This window comes from Enterococcus sp. 2201sp1_2201st1_C11_2201SCRN_220225 (genome assembly GCF_040925905.1).
Classification (GTDB): Bacteria; Bacillota; Bacilli; order Lactobacillales; family Enterococcaceae; genus Enterococcus_C; species Enterococcus_C asini_A.
On sequence record NZ_JBCOJC010000050.1, the window covers coordinates 1 to 17,023 of the forward strand.

The 17,023-nt window shown below is 39.2% G+C and carries 21 protein-coding genes; all 21 read right to left on the reverse strand.

Annotated features, from left to right (window positions below):
- On the reverse strand, positions 1–1,329 hold a 1,329-nt coding region (locus AB5754_RS11240), incomplete at its 3' end, for a minor capsid protein (RefSeq protein ID WP_368259603.1).
- Positions 1,313–2,737 carry a phage portal protein gene (locus tag AB5754_RS11245; protein WP_368259604.1) on the reverse strand — a complete coding sequence of 475 codons (1,425 nt, stop codon included), beginning with the start codon at positions 2,735–2,737 and terminating at the stop codon, positions 1,313–1,315. The genes AB5754_RS11245 and AB5754_RS11240, both read right to left, overlap by 17 nt.
- Positions 2,728–4,164 (reverse strand): phage terminase large subunit, encoded by a 1,437-nt coding sequence (gene terL / locus AB5754_RS11250; protein ID WP_368251422.1) that lies wholly within the window; start codon positions 4,162–4,164, stop codon positions 2,728–2,730. The genes AB5754_RS11245 and terL overlap by 10 nt, the downstream gene beginning before the upstream one ends.
- On the reverse strand, positions 4,151–4,609 hold the full coding sequence (locus AB5754_RS11255) for a terminase small subunit (protein WP_368251382.1): 459 nt from the start codon (positions 4,607–4,609) through the stop codon (positions 4,151–4,153). The genes terL and AB5754_RS11255 overlap by 14 nt, the downstream gene beginning before the upstream one ends.
- A gap of 125 nt (positions 4,610–4,734) precedes the next feature.
- Positions 4,735–5,157: a hypothetical protein gene (locus AB5754_RS11260; protein WP_368251381.1), complete on the reverse strand. Its 423-nt coding sequence runs from the start codon at positions 5,155–5,157 to the stop codon at positions 4,735–4,737.
- 371 nt (positions 5,158–5,528) lie between these two features.
- On the reverse strand, positions 5,529–7,262 hold the full coding sequence (locus AB5754_RS11265) for a phage/plasmid primase, P4 family (protein ID WP_368259605.1): 1,734 nt from the start codon (positions 7,260–7,262) through the stop codon (positions 5,529–5,531).
- Positions 7,263–7,427: 165 nt separating this feature from the next.
- Positions 7,428–7,706 (reverse strand): hypothetical protein, encoded by a 279-nt coding sequence (locus tag AB5754_RS11270; RefSeq protein ID WP_368251378.1) that lies wholly within the window; start codon positions 7,704–7,706, stop codon positions 7,428–7,430.
- Positions 7,699–8,223: a hypothetical protein gene (locus AB5754_RS11275; protein WP_368251377.1), complete on the reverse strand. Its 525-nt coding sequence runs from the start codon at positions 8,221–8,223 to the stop codon at positions 7,699–7,701. The genes AB5754_RS11270 and AB5754_RS11275 overlap by 8 nt, the downstream gene beginning before the upstream one ends.
- Positions 8,224–8,227: 4 nt before the next feature.
- Positions 8,228–8,422, reverse strand: a complete 195-nt coding sequence (locus tag AB5754_RS11280; protein WP_368251376.1) for a hypothetical protein — start codon at positions 8,420–8,422, stop codon at positions 8,228–8,230.
- Positions 8,415–8,576, reverse strand: a complete 162-nt coding sequence (locus tag AB5754_RS11285) for a hypothetical protein (protein ID WP_368251375.1) — start codon at positions 8,574–8,576, stop codon at positions 8,415–8,417. Before AB5754_RS11285 ends, AB5754_RS11280 begins: the two co-directional genes overlap by 8 nt.
- Before the next feature lie 68 nt (positions 8,577–8,644).
- The gene (locus AB5754_RS11290) at positions 8,645–10,339 is read right to left on the reverse strand and encodes a hypothetical protein (RefSeq protein WP_368251374.1); all 1,695 of its coding nucleotides are present in this window, start codon (positions 10,337–10,339) and stop codon (positions 8,645–8,647) included.
- A gap of 3 nt (positions 10,340–10,342) precedes the next feature.
- Complete coding sequence (locus AB5754_RS11295) at positions 10,343–10,906, reverse strand: hypothetical protein (RefSeq protein ID WP_368251373.1); 564 nt, start codon at positions 10,904–10,906, stop codon at positions 10,343–10,345.
- Positions 10,907–10,964: 58 nt separating this feature from the next.
- The gene (locus AB5754_RS11300; protein WP_368251372.1) at positions 10,965–11,441 is read right to left on the reverse strand and encodes a DUF669 domain-containing protein; all 477 of its coding nucleotides are present in this window, start codon (positions 11,439–11,441) and stop codon (positions 10,965–10,967) included.
- A 2-nt stretch (positions 11,442–11,443) separates the two neighbouring features.
- Positions 11,444–11,734 carry a hypothetical protein gene (locus AB5754_RS11305; RefSeq protein WP_368251371.1) on the reverse strand — a complete coding sequence of 97 codons (291 nt, stop codon included), beginning with the start codon at positions 11,732–11,734 and terminating at the stop codon, positions 11,444–11,446.
- A 144-nt stretch (positions 11,735–11,878) separates the two neighbouring features.
- Positions 11,879–13,765, reverse strand: coding sequence for an AAA family ATPase (locus AB5754_RS11310; RefSeq protein WP_368251370.1), 1,887 nt, complete (start codon positions 13,763–13,765; stop codon positions 11,879–11,881).
- A complete protein-coding gene (locus AB5754_RS11315) occupies positions 13,762–14,154 on the reverse strand; it encodes a zinc-finger-containing protein (RefSeq protein WP_368251369.1) in 393 nt (130 codons plus the stop codon). The genes AB5754_RS11310 and AB5754_RS11315 overlap by 4 nt, the downstream gene beginning before the upstream one ends.
- Before the next feature lie 279 nt (positions 14,155–14,433).
- Positions 14,434–14,751: a hypothetical protein gene (locus AB5754_RS11320; RefSeq protein ID WP_368251368.1), complete on the reverse strand. Its 318-nt coding sequence runs from the start codon at positions 14,749–14,751 to the stop codon at positions 14,434–14,436.
- Complete coding sequence (locus AB5754_RS11325; RefSeq protein WP_368251367.1) at positions 14,752–15,999, reverse strand: SNF2-related protein; 1,248 nt, start codon at positions 15,997–15,999, stop codon at positions 14,752–14,754.
- A 63-nt stretch (positions 16,000–16,062) separates the two neighbouring features.
- Positions 16,063–16,440 (reverse strand): hypothetical protein, encoded by a 378-nt coding sequence (locus AB5754_RS11330; protein ID WP_368251366.1) that lies wholly within the window; start codon positions 16,438–16,440, stop codon positions 16,063–16,065.
- 2 nt (positions 16,441–16,442) lie between these two features.
- Entirely contained in the window at positions 16,443–16,625 is a 183-nt protein-coding gene (locus AB5754_RS11335) for a hypothetical protein (RefSeq protein WP_368251365.1), read from the reverse strand.
- The gene (locus AB5754_RS11340; RefSeq protein WP_368251364.1) at positions 16,616–16,861 is read right to left on the reverse strand and encodes a helix-turn-helix domain-containing protein; all 246 of its coding nucleotides are present in this window, start codon (positions 16,859–16,861) and stop codon (positions 16,616–16,618) included. Before AB5754_RS11340 ends, AB5754_RS11335 begins: the two co-directional genes overlap by 10 nt.
- Between the last annotated feature and the right edge of the window lie 162 nt (positions 16,862–17,023).

Here is a 17,023-nt window from a genome sequence, read left to right on the forward strand (position 1 = left end):
CTGTGGATTAATAACATCAAGTAAATAACTTTTCCCATCTTTGTAGTTGGCATGGCCCAAGATATGCTTACCTTGCCGCCCTTCGTGAATTGTAAGATTGTACGATCCACTGCGGATCTTATTTTTAAGAATCTCATCACGATAGGCAAGATTGGTTTTTGTCCATTCCTCGCTTTTATTATACTTCAAATCCTGGAAATCAGCGAACTTCTTGGGTAGTAACTCACTACCCAAAACTGACTTATAGCGGTCATATTGCTTCTTGTCAGAAGGAACAGCACGTTCAATTTTTAAATCACGCTCAACTTCTGGAGTGACTTTGTCTTTTCGCCACTCATCGAAAGTGATATTCGGGCCAACCTTTCCCTTTCCAGTAATCGGATCTCGCTGCCATCTGGAGGAAGATTTCCAACCAGCAATCACGGGTACACGCGTACAGCGACAGTTCGGATGGTCTGGACAGTTAGGTGCAGTCTCGTCGTCAGCATCAAACTCTTGACCATCAAGGCCGGCACATCTGGCGCAAGTGTGAATTTCCAAAGTAGCAAGCCATTCCCATTTCTCAACCCCAGTCTGTTCCATGGCACGGTCGTTAGCCACTTCAGCTATATGAGCTGATTCAGTCTGTACCAGAGTGGTCATTCGGTTTTTAAGCGAGGAATCAACACCTTGCATCATCTCTTTAACAGTCCGGTCAATGCCCCAACCTTGGCTAATGGCCACAGACATGGTTTTAGATAGTTTATCGGGAATGTGATTTAGGTGGTTACCCCAGACACGACGTGAAAAGTTACTGCCTTTCCATGGCTTCATGATTGCTAATTCCAAAGCTTCAGTAGAGAATCGGTCAAAGGCGATTGAAAAAGCACCACGGTCGGTCATCTCGTATATATGGCGAAGGTAAGTCTCATTCAGAGTATCCTTTAGGTAAGTTCGCATGGCGGCTTCCTGGTTGTTAGCAGCTTCAGCCAATTCAAAGTACAGCTGACGTTCCAACTGTTCCAAACGGGTTATCCGACTTTTGAAATACTCACGATTCAGTTCCTGGTCATAGCCACCTTCAATCGCTTTTTGGCGAAATTCCTTCAAGGTCATGGTCCAAGTTAGCTGTTCATCCTTGGATAACTGCTGATAAGCCTCATCGGGGGTAATCCCCTCATTGTCAGCGTAACGGTCCATCCACCCCTGAATTTCCTTGTACATGCGGTTCGACAGTCGGTCATATTCTTTGACCATCTTCTGGATATATTCCTGGTCTTTGGCATCCCGCATTTGAGCGATTCTAAGCATGCGGCGTTTCCAGTAAGGAAGTTTATTCTTCTTGGTCATCATCCTCATCCTCTAAGTCTGGCTCTTCTTTAGAACGATAAGCATCAGTCATGCTGTTCGAATCTTCTTTTTCCTTGGCCAAGGCCTTCAGTTCTGCCTCCCAATCTTCAACAATCGGATTTGACTTAGCAATATTTTCTTGGCTAGTAGCCGTCATAACCTTGGCCACAATTTCGGCTTGCTCAAGGTCATTGTTGATTGATGTTCGTGTCCAAGTCTGTTTGATTGTCCTGGTATCAGCATCTGACACCTTCAGATAGAAAAGAATAAATCGTAAAAGCTGAGCGAAACCAATACGGAATTCAGTTTCAAGCATGCCCATTTTCAGCTCCAGGAGTGAGTACAATTGTTTGATAGCCACACCCGAACTGCTAGCTCCTAGCTCTTTCACAGGATTGACCCCTTGGCCAGAAACAAATATCTGTTCACGAGTCATTTCCAAAAGCTTGTCTCGTGCCTCAATTGGAATCTCAATGGCCATGGTATCGACACCAGAACCAGTTTGCCCTTGCTTTTGTTCCACTTTTACCATCTTGTATCGCTTCAGATTATTGCGGAATTCATCAGGATTAGCGCCACTGTAGTTAGTAACTACTAAGACCAACTGTTGAATATCGTCGAGATCATTTACAAAGCCGGAATATACTTTGTCATAAACATCAATATGTTGTTTGACCTTATCCAAATCAGAAGTGTGAAACTCATTATTAGCAAAAGGAATAAACGGAACCAGCTTTGCCTCAGCAAAAGAATGAGTAACTCTTTCCGATGTATCTTTCACCTGTTTAGTATCAGGATCCACAAGATTGAAACTTTGGAATAATTGAAGATCATTAATTCGTCCTTTAGTCCTGGTTCGAATGACTTCTTTTTCATCCCAATACTCATAGACAATCCACTGTTCACCTTTATCATCAGTCATGCCATAATTCCGGACAAAGCCTTTCAAGCGCTCGTCCAGTGAATCATCATAAATGGGAATGCACTGCTTTGAATCTACTGGTGCATATCGAAAAAGACCGTCATCGTCTACCCACACATGAAGCCATGCGATTCCGGCATTCCCAGCATTGACACAAAGACGCTTTGCCTTTTTAGGATAGGCGTCACCCAGTATTTGAACGATTTGACGGTTTAATTCTTTATCATCAACATCAAATAGCGGCGGTACAGTGAACCCATAGCCGGCCTTCTGGTCTAACAAAAGTTGGTGCCAATTGTGAGATACACGATTATCGGCAGCTCTCAATGGATTTTCAGCGGTATCAGTTAATTTTGCGGGATCCACAATAATCTCAATATCATTTTCATTTTGGTAGTAGCGTTCAGCAACTTCGATTTTCTTGTTCTGCTTGCCTTGTTTTTCAACAAGAGGTTTTAGTATTGCTTTGATTTGGTTTAAATCCAAACGTCTACGCCTCCTTCTTGGTTAATAGTTTCGACAATACCTGTTACTGCATCGGGTGCATCGTCATGAGCATTCTTCCCCTCTCGCTGATAAGCAGTCATCGCTTCATAAAAATCAGGCCAACGAATCGCCCAGTCTTCGGGGAAGAATACATTTTGCTGAACCAGGGCTGAATTGGCTAAAATACGAGATACCTTATTGTTGGATTGATGGAAGTCTTCGAAGTAGGCGCCATAGTATCCTTTTTCTTTGGTGATTCGTTCTGAATTTCTCCGGAAGCCACGACCACCATTATTTCCTTCGATGACCACATGATTGACACCGTTGCGAATAATCATATTCGCGTGGCCAATCTCAGTTGTTTCCATCGGTTCTTTGGTGTACATCAAATCAGTGACATATGCTTTGTGATCCACCGTTTCAACCCATACCGGCGAAGCAAAGTAATCGGCACCAGTGTCGGCCGTATCGGTATAATTCCAGACTTTGATAATATCTTTTGGATCTGGGAGAACACTATAGGTCTGGAGCTTTTGATAAAGCCGGCCTTTTTGGTCAATTGGCTCTTGCTGATAGTTGGCGTTCGCTATGGCCGTACCCATTGCCGCGCGTTTCTTGACAAAGTCCTCATAAGATAGAACGTCAGAACAAAGCATCTGACGCTTTTCTTCATCAAGTAGAGCTTGCATTTTAACCACGCGAAGCTTGTAGCCCATACCAGGCATCTCATCCAAAATCCGACCTGCTAAGTCCTTTGAGTGCCAGCGGGTCATGATGACAATAATCTTGCCACCTTTTTCAACACGAGACAGCATTTGCTTTGTGAACCAATCCCAGTGTTTCTGCAGTTCATTCTCGTTCATGGCTTCCATAATCCCTTTGATAACGTCGTCAATGATCAGCAAGTCAAACCCTTTACCAGTTGCAGAACCGCCGGGAGAAGTCGCCAAGTATGATAGCTTAGCACCTTGCAATGCCCAACGTTTAGCAGCAGTTGAACCATATTTCAGTTTGGCATCGGGAAAAATATCACGAAAGACAATCTGATCATCAATCACTCGTTCTTCAGCAATGGTGTCACGAACTTCTTTGGAGAAATCAGTGGCCATATCTTCGTTGTAAGACCCTGTTGCCACACGAAGCTTGGGGTTCTTACCAAGCTCCCATTCGACAAAACGCCCAGCTGTTAGTGACTTCCCGTGCCGAGGTGGCACATTTAAAAGCATGATGTCATCGTCAGATAGCATGAACTCCTCGAACTCATGACACAGGCGGATCAGGTACTCACGGTCAGACTTGTAGAAATCCGGCACAATCAGCTGACAATAAGAAAAGAAGTCATCACGGGCTTGCCGCAACAACTTCTCTCGTTGTAACTTTTTCAGTTCTTTTAGTGCACGATACCTTTCCAGTTTATCCATCGTCATCACGAGGAAGATCTAACTCGTTTTCCAGTTCTTGAATACGTTCCTCAAGTTCGCTATCTGTAAGGCCATCCGCATTCGTATTCACATTGGCTTGGATTTCATGGACATCAACTGCTTTGTAGCCAGCACGATCCAATAAATCTTTTGCGGCATTAATACGATCAACATCTTTTGATTCTGGATTATTAACAATATCGGATAAGACTTTTCTCGCATCTACGGCATCGAAAAAGAATTCACGACGAAGTTCTTTATCTAATTGTTTCTCCCTTTTTTCCAGATACTCCAAAACTAAAGGATTTTTAAGGAGCTGTGATGCCTGAACATGGGCGGTCTTTTTGCTATACCCAGCATCAATTGCAGCTTGCGTCTGATTCTTTTTTCGGTTCTTAAGGTAAAAATCCACAAATTGTTTTTGTTGCCGAGTTGGCCCATGAATAGACATATATTTCACATCCTTCCGAAAGAAAAAAGAGCACCACATGAGTGCTCTTCCTAAACATTATTTGATAGTACCATTCTAATCCGAAAACAGTAAGAAAAGAATAAGGTAATTATCTGATTGAAAACTCATTCATTTATAATTGTGATAAGGTCTAAGCCCTTCCCGTACAAATATCCTACATGCTGAACTGAATAATGCTTTATTTCAGCGATTGCTTCTAATGTGTAACCATCAATAAAGTAACATTCCAACACTTCAGCGAAACGATAATCATCAATTGTTTCAATACATTCAAAAATTTCACTTCGAACTTCACGAGAAATATCAACTAAGTTTTGAATGCGATGCTCGGTTTCTTCTTTTCTAATTAGAAGATCATCTTTCGATAGAGGTGTTCCTCCTCTTGGCATATCAGTAATTTGTCTACTTTTTAATCCGATAAGCTGATTATCAATATCCGCAAGCTTTTCTTCTAACCGATTAATGCGAACTAAATAATTTCGATATCGTTTTAAAAAATATTTTTTCTTTTTTGTTTCTTCTTTCAACGAAAAATCACCCACTTTTATCAATGTAGAGGTACAACAGGTACAATACCGGTACACCTCTTAGGCTTACTCCCGCAATGCATTACGAACGTTTACAATCGTAATTGTACCGGTATATTATATATATTTTCTTTATTATACTAACTATTTATTTTTTGAATTCTAATATATAAAAGAAGTTGAAATATACAGGTACACCGGTACAAAAACGCTACTTCCTTACTCTCACAAGGTTTTTCGCTGTACCGGTATACAGGTACATGTACCTATACATATAGGTACAAACTGCATTTTTAAAGAATTCGGTCACTTTTTTATCTTAAATAGTGACCAAAAATGGTCAAAAAGTAAGGGTTTTGACCGAAAATCAGTCACTTATCTTTTTTAACAAAAATTCTTTTTTTCTTTCCATCAATTCTTTGTTGCCTAATTTCTAAATTCATCATTCGATTAATCTCTCGACTAAAGGTATTCGCAGCAACAGATTGATAGCCATTTTCTACGCACCACACTTGATAAATCTGATAGACATCGGTAGTAATTTCATTTTCGATTTTTGTATCAGATTCTTCAAGGAATCCAAGAATCGGATTATTTTGTACTTCATATTGAGAAGTTTCTTTTTCGATTGTTTTGGAAGGCGAGAATTTTTTATTTTTCATCAATCGTTTTAATCCAGCGATGGCTAGGTTCAATACATACTCCATTGAATCATCCGATAAAAGTTTGTCTTGAATGAATGGATCATAGTCGGGGTCAGATGAACTGAATTTAGCATTGAATGGAATCATCATCAACCGACGCATCAAACCCGAACTTGTATCATTAATTCGTGGCATCCGGTTAGCTGAAAAAATCAGTTTTGAATAATTCGTAAAATCAAATGGATCCCGACCTTTTCGTTCCACGTTGAGCGGTTCGCCAGTTACTAATTTTTTGAACTCCGAATTATCTTTAATGTATTCACCGGAAATATCATCACCAATGTTGGCTAGTTTTCCAAATAATTCAGCTGTTTTAAATCGCTGGTTCAGTTCTTTTAAATCTAGGGAAGACGTATTTTCAACACCAGCTAATTCTCTTACTATCTTTAAATAGGAAGATTTACCATTACTACCAGCACCAGTTAGGATGAAGGCTTTTCCCATCTCATTACGCCTTAGAAGAATATAACCAAATATTTCTTCCAAAACTTTTCGCAATGATTTATCATGACAAGCAATTTTATCCAATGTTTTATCCGTTACATCATAGTATGCATCTGGAACATAATTAACCGGAATTTTATTTTTAATCACAATGTTTGGGTCAAATGCTTGAAGCTGCCAATTATTTAAATCTAAAATCCCATTTTGGACAGCGACGAAATTGGTTGGTGCTAAGTGAGCTTCTTTCGCCTGCAACTGAAGATAACTCAATACTTCGAGACGTTTTGCTTTAGTCAGATGGGGAAGATGTTTAATCATCGCTTTTTCAATATCATTTTGCTTATCCGAGTACACACCCTCTTGATAAATATGAAGAACATCCTGGATCAAAATAATATTGTGCTCCGAAATGAGAAACTTCGCAAAGTGATCATGTAGAAAAACATTACCTTTATAGAAGCTTTCTTTCATGAAGGCATCATCTCTTAAGATGACATTGATTTCCTCATCAGATAAAGGCGCTGTAAGAATGAACTTGTTAATGATTCGAATTGTTTCCCGAATCTCATGTTTACTCATCCCGACAGATTGTAACTTTAGAATATAGTTGAAAAGTTCTTGATTACGATTACCTTCATCGATTTCAGTAATGTGATTTTTCTTCTTGTCCATTGGATAAAGCCATTTTGGTAATGGATCGTAGTGATCTGTTTTACGAATCCATCTGCGGATATTGCCATTAATTTTGAGTGGGTCAGCTGTATTTTTGATACCAAGTTTGGTTGTAACTTTAAACCCAATGGCACAAAACCATTCAATATTATTTTTCGATAGCTCATAGCCTTTAAAATAGACATGGATTCCTTTCGATGTTTTTAAAACAGCGCAACCTAGATGCATCGAATCAATAATTTTCAACATCTTTTTAGCCTCGGCTACGGTGTCGATATCCACCATTACAAAATCATCATCCAATATACCAACGTACGAATCAAACTTTCGTACCGTGTTGTAGGTCAACAGTTTTTCCGAATTCCCCTTGAAAGATTCTGCAGCATGTTTCTCAGAACCTTTGAGATATCCCTTATAAATTGTTGTTCACCTACCTTTCTCTCATGAGTTTTAGTTTTCGAAATGCTTATCAATGTCTCGGAATATTTTTTCTTTCACTCGTTCAACTTCATCAAGATATGTTTTCACATCGTAAGTTTTGGCTCGATCAATGAAAACATCACGAACGATTAATCCACGAAGAGCTTTTGCAATTGTTTCATAGTAACCAAAGAATGAATATTTGCCTTTTTCATTAGATAATTCAAGCGTTAAATTATAATCTGAATCGCCAGACATGATTCGGTACCCATCACCTTGAAAGAGTACATGTTTTCTTTTCTTAGCCATTAGATTCACTCCAGTCAAAAATAATTTTCTCAGTATGACGTGTCTGGTTGATGATGTTTTTCCATTCACTCTTTTTGTAGCTGATATTTATAGACGGAAGTTTTTCCTTTAACAATTCAACCGTACGCGAATCTCGAAGGCGACGGTTGAGGTAATCATCGTCTGAAAAATTTAAATTGTAACCAGAAAAACCTTCGCTTGCTGATTGGAATAGCACCTTTTCAAGATTTTCCTTTTCATACCAGCGTTCAAACCAGATATGGTGAGAATCTTTTTTCTTACTAATTAGCTGCTCTTTTAGCGATTGATTAGGCTCCACTGGGTCATTCAATATTGATTTACCAACAATGGATCCATAAACTTTTTCAATCATCCAATATGCCGATTTAATAATTTTTTTCTTAGCTTTATTAAAGACCTTAATATCGTGAGAGCTTAGCTGACTAGTATCGACTTTACAAATATTTAATGCCCTAGCCAACGCAATCCATTCCTCTCTTGTCAAATCGTTTTTCATTTATTTAATTCCTCCCCATTTTTAAGATTTCCATCAAATAGACTGCGGAAAGCATGAACGATTCATTCTGCGCAAATCCATGATTAGTTAGCTCATTGCGAAAAGTCGACACAGAAATCGCCACATTTGTAGCAGCTTTTTCAGTCTCAGTCCACGATTCCAGTTGAGCATGAATGTCCTTCAAGTCTTCATCATTCATCAAACAGACTCCCTTGTTTTATATTTTCTTTAGCTGAAGTATCATACCTAAATTGCGATTCTGTTTTTTCATATTTAGTACCATACTCCCTATCCAACTTAGACAACAAAGTTTGTAGCAAGTTACAACTTCTAGTGTCTCCTGTTTGAGCCATGTAATGCTGCTCTTTATACCATATCTCGTGTAAATCATTACGAAAATCTTGTAGTGTAGGCGTAATAATCACCTTCCTAAATAATCATTAATCCGTTTGGTTGCCATTTCGATATACCAGGAACGATCTAGCCAATTTGGTATGGACATTCCATTCACATCTTCATTCACAATCTGGCAAACGTCTGGTGTATAACTGATTCTTTCGGGAACATTGTTTTTTATCTTCATCAGCTGTTTTCCATGTTTGGAAGCAAAAAGGCGAAACACTCGTTCTGTTTTTTTCTTCATTCCATAGATGGCATAGCTATATTTACCTGAAATTTTGACCACTTTTTGAAACTTGATAAACTCTTGGCAATCATTAATCGTTTTTCGAACCGGAACACCATCCGTGAAATATTTGACCACAGCTTCATTTACGATGGGCAAATCATAATCCAGATCACTTTGTTTTTTCGCATAAGCCCCTTTGGATTTAAAGCTACCTTTGTGATCTATGATGATGTAATTGTTCACGTCCTTCTGGAAAATCTTTTTGTAGAAATCGAAGCTCATGTGCAGTCCGGTCCGTTTTTCCCATTCGTAAACCGCATCATCGAACCACTCAAAGTCCTCTTTCTTGATTCGGACCAAAATACCATCCGTGTTGGACTGGATTAATCGATAGCTGGGAATGTGTTCCAATTTTTCAATCAAATCCAGAAGCAGCAATTGACCATAGATACACACTAATAACCGATTCCGTGGATCAAACATGGCATTGTACTGATCTCCTTCAGAACCATAAGTGATATTACAAATTCGCTTATATGGCTCCCGTGCCTTTTTATTTCCTTCGGCCTTTAATCTCAAGCTAGTATCAAGTATATTTTCAAACTTTTCTGGCTGACGTACTGCCCGGGATAGCAAATTGTATTTAATCATGATGGAAGGATAAAGCTGGTCAACATCGGCCATGATCATATATTCATCTGGACCACATTCGAACTGGTATTGACGATGTGCACCATGGACGCCACCACCAGCGAAAGTGTGCGGGACATTCGATATAGAAGTTTGAAGGGTCATATCATAACTGTTATAGCCACGGAAGAATCTAACTACATCGGTGTATTTTTCAATTATCATCGTTTCGGGCAATGAAATCTCAAAGCGATCTTTATCTGGTTCGGCCAAAGGAACAGCTCCCAAAATGGTTGCTGAAAGTTGGGCTTGGGTTTTGCTAATATTTCTCAAAGGCAAATCGAACTCTCGTAATAAAGAAAGCTGGGCATCAAACTCATTTAGCTGTCTACGAAATACTTCCATGGTTTCGGAAACGTCGTGGCGGCAATAGTGAATCACCTCGTCTAATTCCGATTGGGTTAGCTTTCTATCGATATCAAATGGGACGGTTGTTTCTCGGATATCATGTCCCATAAAGGCTTCCAGCTGCTTCAATGAAATGCTGCGCTTGGTTTGAGCATCGTAATTGATAAGTTGAATTCGATTAAGTGCTTTAGAAAATTCCCAGCCTTTTTTCTTCTTCACAATGATGAAATCATTCACTTCTTTTGGATCAAAGCCACAAAGAATTGCCTTTTGGATATATCGGTCATACCCATTTGAATTGTAACCAACCCAAATTTCTGACTTGTGAGCTTGATGAAACTTTGACAGTTCGTCAGGATTATTGACGATAACTGTTTCTTGTTTGGCATCTGTATCGACTAAGACTACCAACCAGTCATATTTGAAAACTTCGTAGTCATAAAAAATCATCAACTATTCACCAACCAGTGATTTAACAAAAAGCATTCCATCACGTTTTAGTTCTACATTCTTCCACTTCATTAATAATTCTCTAGTGTCAAAACCGTGTTCTGTTACAATTGCAAAACCATTTGGCGTTTTAGAGAGTGAGATTTTGTAATCATCAATTCCACAAATAACGAGATCATTTATAAACTCATGAGCCAATTCTAGATCCTGGTAATCGAAATCAAATAACCAATGTTTCGTTTTAGCCGTTCCTAGCTTAGTGGCAAGACTGGCAATTAGATTATCGATTTTAGATAAATTAACATCCGGATGGTCAATAATATAATGTTGCAAGTTTCTTAGAATCTCAGAGTGTTTTCTTTCGTTAACAGAAACATACATTCGACTGGTTTCACCCGGGACACCATCAGCAGTAAATCTTTTGAACTCACGATACAATTGCGTAGGATTTTTTTGTGTTAAAAACGAATGTACTCGTTGCTTGAAGCCGTTAATATTTGCATTATCTTTTTTCCTTGATACAAACATAACTACTTGAAAAGGTTGCCCTTCATATTGTCTCTCCATAATAAACACCTCAACTTTAAAGATTAGGTGGGGCAAAATGCCCCACCATTCTTTTTTTCTAGTCCAGAACTTCCAGAATTTCGTATTCATCAAAATCTGGATTTTTTGCACGACGTTTTTCAAGTACATATTCCCAGCCGTCTTCGATAAGTTCTTCAGCAATATCCAGAACTAAATCGGCATAATCTTTGAATCCTTTGAACTCTACTTCTGCGTTATCCGCATCCCACAGTTTTCTAAGCATTTCATTGTTTCGATGAACCTGGAAACCGAAACCGCGTTCGTTCTGTGGCTGCATCACACCGTTATAAAACATTTTTTGACCTTTAAAATCACCATCCAAAATATCAAACTGGATTTTCAACATCGGGTCGCCTTTTTTGGATTCGCCCAATTCCATATTGTTGACGGACACTTCATATTTTCCATCTGGAATTTCGGGAAAATCACCGCTACCAGATTCTGCATCTTTCACATCTTCTTTCAAGCCGTTTAAATCTAAGTCCTTATCAAAATCTTCCCAGTTAATCGCCATAATTATTTTTCCTCACTTTCGTTTTCTTCATCTTCAGTTTCTTCTTCGGCCCATTCCTCGTCTGTTTCGTCATCGGTATCGTTGATTAATTCCGATTCCATGATTCCAGCTGGCGTATTAAATTTGATTTCCAGTTTCACCAAGTAATATTCTCCCGCCTTGTTGGATTTCAAATTAATAGAATGCCCCACCAATTCATCTGGGAATTCATTCTTCGCTTCCTCGATGATTTTGTTGGCTTCCTCTTCGGATGATGCAAACCATTGCTCTTTTGTGTTTAATTGTTTACGCATATTTTTCACTCCTATATTTGTCTTCGAATTTTCTCAACAGTGATTTTGCTTGTTGTTCGGTTCCAGTGATACTTGACTGATACTTTATACTCCCATTCGTATCTAACATCTGAACCGTCCATTCTTTAATTTCCGCCATACGAATCACCGACGTCGACGCCGACGGGAACCAGATTCTTCAGCTACTGGTTCATCTTCTTTTTTTCGTTCCCGACGTTTCCGTTTTGGTGGTTCTTCATCAGTAGTAGCTTCACCTGGAGGAGTTTCATCATCAGTCACTTCTACATCCGCTTTTTTACGACGTTTCCGACGAGCGGGAGTTGGATCTTCATTGACTTCTTCATCTACTTCGGATGGATCCAAGTCTTCTGTCGATGAGATTGGTTCACTTTTTTCAGAAATACCTTTCTCACCGCGTTTTCGATTGCTGCGTTTCCGATTCTTAGGACTTTCGGCATCATCATTAGTTGATTCTTTTTTCTCTTCACGTTTCTTACCTCCGGATAGATTCTTATTAGCACCGTCATAAACATCCATCAGTGCATCAACTTCTAATGGAATTTCCGTAACTGGTAAATTAGGAAGCCGTCCACCACCAAAGACATAATCTTTTGACTTAAACACCAATGTTCGTTCATCGTCATCAACTACCACTCGGCCAACGATATCTACCATTCCAGCTACTTTGAGTGCGGCTTTATCTTGCAGGTTAGGGCTGATACTAGTGATCTTGTCACCTGTCTTTTTGGTCACATCCTTGGAAATATCTTCATGGCTGATGAAAATAATATTTTCGTAAGGAAGGTGAACAATGCGCTTGATCATTTGCAAAAAGGTGTTGCGGACAATATCCCAAGCTTTAAAACTATTATCAGATTCATGTTCGATTCCCAGTTTCTTGTACTCAAAGAAACGGCAAGCCTGATACATATCTTCCAACAGGTCAATAATGATCGTTTGAAAGTCATTTCCGCCTTTTTCTAAATCAGACACTGTCTCATCCAAGATTTCCCACGCCAACTTCCGATTCGTAACACGACCAGATGTAGTGACTTTATCAACGATGCTTTCATACGGTGCATCTACAAACTTGACGTTCCCATCTGTATTCAGCATGAGTGGATTGGGAAATTGATTCGCGAAGAATGTTTTCCCACTGAATGGTGCGCCATAAATCCAAAATACCCGCTTGGTTACTTTCTCAATATTTCGTCGTTCGCTACTCGGTAATACCATTAAAATCTCTCCATTCTCGTCTTGTATTCGGTCCAGATAATCTGGCGCCGTTAATGTGGTCCATCGACCTTTTTTCTTAGCTTCAATTGCTGCACATGCAAAGCATTTTCCGCTCGTGTTTCTAGGAAATGACGCAGCGTGTTCAATTTCGTTTATTCGATTTAGAAAACTTTTCACTTTCGATTCATCGTACTCAATTGGAACTCGTGTCACTTTTGCATTGTTAAGTGCGGACATCAGACGTTTGCGATAATGATAAATATCTTCATCTTTTCCTTTTCGTAACCCGACCTTTTCAACAAATAGATAATGTAAAGAATCTACTTTGAAACCGTCTTGTTCCAAATAATATTTATAGATGTGCATCTGCTCTGAATTCAGATAGCTGTCGATATTATTCGAATACTTGAAATCAAAGACAAATGATGCACCAGTTTCATCTGTGATAATCAAATCCACAAAACCAACATATTCTGGCCGATCTATCTTATATTCATGGATAAACTCACAGTCATGAAATAATCCTTCCAGCTTATCAATTACTTTCGGAATCATGGCTTCCAGTTTGATAGCTTCATTTACTTGGTCATCGGTGATTACCGGAAATGAGTTGTAGTAATCCTCTATGGCTTTGTCCACACCTTTTTCAATTCCAGCATGAAGAGCCGTGCCGATAATCAAAGGATTAGCCGGACTGTAGTCTGGAACTTCTTTCAGTCGGTCAATATATCGCAATTTGAAATGATGGGGACATTGCTTAAAGAGATCCACCCGGCTATAAGAATATTGGGTCATACATAATCACCTACTTTCCACCAGTTCGGTTTAGATAGAATGTCAATTGCATCTAGTAGCTGATCCGTATCAAAATATCCAAAGTGACACTCTTTGATATCAATATCCAGTTGAATAGCTAATCGATGATATAGCGTTGAGCGAGATACCAATTTCATTTTCCAAGGGAAATCAAATAAGTCATGACAACATTTCTTTAAAATTTTCATTTCCCGTGTGGCTAAAATCCCAAGTGGTCTATGAGATTTGCCATCATGAGTACCAACACTCGCACCGCATCCTTGGCATAGATAGCAAAAACCATTGCCATACTCACGACCATAAATTTTTTTGTTACTGGTCAATACAACCTCACCATGACAGTAAGGGCACTCAGTTGGTGCTTTCAAAAGAACCACCTACTTTTCCATTCCTCGAATCCTTGGGGTCGAAGGATATAGGCTTCGCCACCAGATTCCCTTATTTTTTTGATGTTGTATAATTGGAGCTGAGAAGGCTGACCAATCTCGTTCTTCAATTCGATGCCGTGGAAAGTACCGTTGATGCATGCGAGTATATCTGGGACGCCTTCTTTTGTGAATTTTGAACCAGCCCAATATTTGACATACCAAACGTTATGAGCCTTTAGATAATCAATGACCTTTTTTTGAAATGCGGATTCCTTCATATCACTTCACCGTGATTCGGATACTTGCTTTACGCTTGGATACTTTGGGATAGTCTTCCAGTAGCTCGGTATAAAGCTCAGGTTCTTCTTTTTGAACTGCTTTTAAATCAATACTTTTCGATTCACTTGCTTCAACTCGTGAAATTTTGCAATACTCGTTATCAATCGTCTTGATATCGTACTGATCCATACCATCCATCAACTGTCTTTTAATTCCATCTAATTTCTCTTGGGCATTTTTGATTTGCTGGTTCATTAATGCGTAATTAGCCATCACCGGCAAATATTCATTTTCAAATACTTGTACTTCTTTACTCATTTACATTTCCTCACTTTCAAATAGCGCATCGCTATAGTCTTTTCGTTCCTTCAACACTTGTTGCATTCGCCACTCAATTGTTCCTTCAGTCAACAGATAATAGTAAAAGCAGGGTTTCTCTTGCCCGATTCGATGGATACGTTTCTTGGATTGTTCGAACAATTCACTCATATCCGTAAGTGTGAAGTAGATAATTTTGTTGGCCTTTTGAAGGTTCAGTCCCATGGCTCCGGCTTGATATTGGATTAGTGACACACTGCTTTCCTGTTTTTCGTATGCATCAAGATCCTTAACATCGCCGTTAATGGTGCTTATTGGTCGTTTCAGTTCTTCGCACATCAGCCTGATAGCTTCATAATCTCGTTTGAATTGATAGAAAATAATCAGACGATCATTAGTGGATTCCATCAAGTCATTTAACTGATTAAGCTTATTTTTGTTAAAAGCTCCAGCTAGTTGTCGAAGGTACATTTTGGCACTGGCTGGTGTATCACCAATTAGCATTTCACCATCAATCTCGACCATGTGATGCTTGGCAAAATCTTTATAAACTTTTGGACATTTGCAATTCACATTTATGTGATTTTGCAAAGGCAAATCAAAAACTTCTTCCGTTTTCATGAATATCGCTCCATGATCTCTTAGCTTCTTTTTCATCCGTTCCGTTCGCTGATAACCAATGATTTTATATCCGCCGTCTAACTCGTCCCATTCGCGGATTGTGTACTGCTTTAAAAAGAGATCTTTGCTGATATTCCAACCGAGTAGATTCACTTGAGAAATCAATTCTTCATATTTCCCTCCAGTTGGAGTACCCGATAGAAGGATTACATTTTTAGCATGTAGCTGTAAGACAAATTTTGACCGGTTAGAGCGTTCGTTTTTTATCATTGAAGATTCATCCAACATGAGCGTAAAATCACGTAGCCTATTAATTTCTGGCCTTCTCCACACCTTGTCGTAATTTACAATCAAAATTGATTCAGGTGGAATAATATCCAAACTTTGCTTGTCGAATATTACTACCCTGTACTCGGGATAAAACTGCTCAAAGTGTTCCTTCCAGTCATCAATCTTGGATTTCTGACAGATCACTAGATTATAGGGAGTGTTCAGTTCCCAAAGTTTCTCACTACCAACAAAAGTCTTTCCTAGACCCATGTCCAGGTAGTAAGCCACCCGATTTAGTTGATAAGTTTCATTCAGTGCTCGTTCCTGGTGTGGAAATAGATTGACTAGCTCAGACATCCTCTCCTCCTTTCTAATATTTTTTATTTCGCCTCAGCTTTTAATACAAGAAAATTTTGCGATTTATTTTTGTTTTTCGATGAAGTTGATAATCTCTTTGATATTTTTTTCGACAAAATCCATATCTTTATAAGTATCATCTTCGTCGTTAATTGGAGAATCAGGGATATAGTCACCTGCATGGGCACAATCGAATCCCATCCAATACCGACTTTCAAATTCACCAGAAAACGTTAGGCCACCATGAGCCGGTAACTCGTATTGATAAATAGACTCTATAGTGTCATAGTGCTGACCAAACAAATGATGTTCAGGTGGCAAAGCAATATAACCACATAAGCTTCCTGAAGCTCTATGTCGCAAAATTAAACATTGGTAATTGCAATAGACAAACTCTCTTCGGTTCCCTTCTCGTTTTACTAACCAACTAATTGGATCCATCCTCACTCATTCCTTCCAGCACGTTTTCCTAACAAATAAGTTCCAGCTATAGCCACCGGCGCCCAAATCAGAGTCAATGCAGCATTAATGGATTCTCTTGCCAAAAATCCAATAACAGTGGCAAAAATACCAATCGTAATCAGGAGTACTATCCATCCAAACGTGTGATCTTTATTCATTTCCATGCCGTTATGTCCTCCTTAGCTACTAGACAAAATAATGCAATTGATGAAAACTTCCATTTGTCTCCAACCTGTTCGCCAGGTACCTTCCCAGCACGTGCCTGTTCAAGAAGCGTTGATTTACTGCATTTAAGAAACTCTGCAGCTTGGGCACTTTCCCATATCTCATTCTTGATCTTTATTTTGACTAACAAGCGTTCCAAATCTTTAAGGTCTACTAGAACGAGTGTTTGAGACATTCAGTCATCCCTCCTCAATTTCCGAACCACGTAGCTTATAATCTCGAATTACTTGCAACAAAAATGTGTTAACCGCTGGCCCACTGTCAACACCCCTGACGGCCCGATCAACCCAAGAGCGGGTTTTGCCATATGCAGCTGCTAAATCAGCAGGATAGACTT

Bases quoted from the DNA above. Each gene is read 5' to 3' on its own strand.
- terL (WP_368251422.1), bottom strand. From the start codon at position 4,164: ATGACGATGGATAAACTGGAAAGGTATCGTGCACTAAAAGAACTGAAA.
- AB5754_RS11255 (WP_368251382.1), bottom strand. From the start codon at position 4,609: ATGTCTATTCATGGGCCAACTCGGCAACAAAAACAATTTGTGGATTTT.
- AB5754_RS11265 (WP_368259605.1), bottom strand. From the start codon at position 7,262: ATGGTGGATATCGACACCGTAGCCGAGGCTAAAAAGATGTTGAAAATT.
- AB5754_RS11270 (WP_368251378.1), bottom strand. From the start codon at position 7,706: ATGGCTAAGAAAAGAAAACATGTACTCTTTCAAGGTGATGGGTACCGA.
- AB5754_RS11275 (WP_368251377.1), bottom strand. From the start codon at position 8,223: ATGAAAAACGATTTGACAAGAGAGGAATGGATTGCGTTGGCTAGGGCA.
- AB5754_RS11280 (WP_368251376.1), bottom strand. From the start codon at position 8,422: ATGAATGATGAAGACTTGAAGGACATTCATGCTCAACTGGAATCGTGG.
- AB5754_RS11285 (WP_368251375.1), bottom strand. From the start codon at position 8,576: ATGGCTCAAACAGGAGACACTAGAAGTTGTAACTTGCTACAAACTTTG.
- AB5754_RS11290 (WP_368251374.1), bottom strand. From the start codon at position 10,339: ATGATTTTTTATGACTACGAAGTTTTCAAATATGACTGGTTGGTAGTC.
- AB5754_RS11295 (WP_368251373.1), bottom strand. From the start codon at position 10,906: ATGGAGAGACAATATGAAGGGCAACCTTTTCAAGTAGTTATGTTTGTA.
- AB5754_RS11300 (WP_368251372.1), bottom strand. From the start codon at position 11,441: ATGGCGATTAACTGGGAAGATTTTGATAAGGACTTAGATTTAAACGGC.
- AB5754_RS11305 (WP_368251371.1), bottom strand. From the start codon at position 11,734: ATGCGTAAACAATTAAACACAAAAGAGCAATGGTTTGCATCATCCGAA.
- AB5754_RS11310 (WP_368251370.1), bottom strand. From the start codon at position 13,765: ATGACCCAATATTCTTATAGCCGGGTGGATCTCTTTAAGCAATGTCCC.
- AB5754_RS11320 (WP_368251368.1), bottom strand. From the start codon at position 14,751: ATGAGTAAAGAAGTACAAGTATTTGAAAATGAATATTTGCCGGTGATG.
- AB5754_RS11325 (WP_368251367.1), bottom strand. From the start codon at position 15,999: ATGTCTGAGCTAGTCAATCTATTTCCACACCAGGAACGAGCACTGAAT.
- AB5754_RS11330 (WP_368251366.1), bottom strand. From the start codon at position 16,440: ATGGATCCAATTAGTTGGTTAGTAAAACGAGAAGGGAACCGAAGAGAG.
- AB5754_RS11335 (WP_368251365.1), bottom strand. From the start codon at position 16,625: ATGGAAATGAATAAAGATCACACGTTTGGATGGATAGTACTCCTGATT.
- AB5754_RS11340 (WP_368251364.1), bottom strand. From the start codon at position 16,861: ATGTCTCAAACACTCGTTCTAGTAGACCTTAAAGATTTGGAACGCTTG.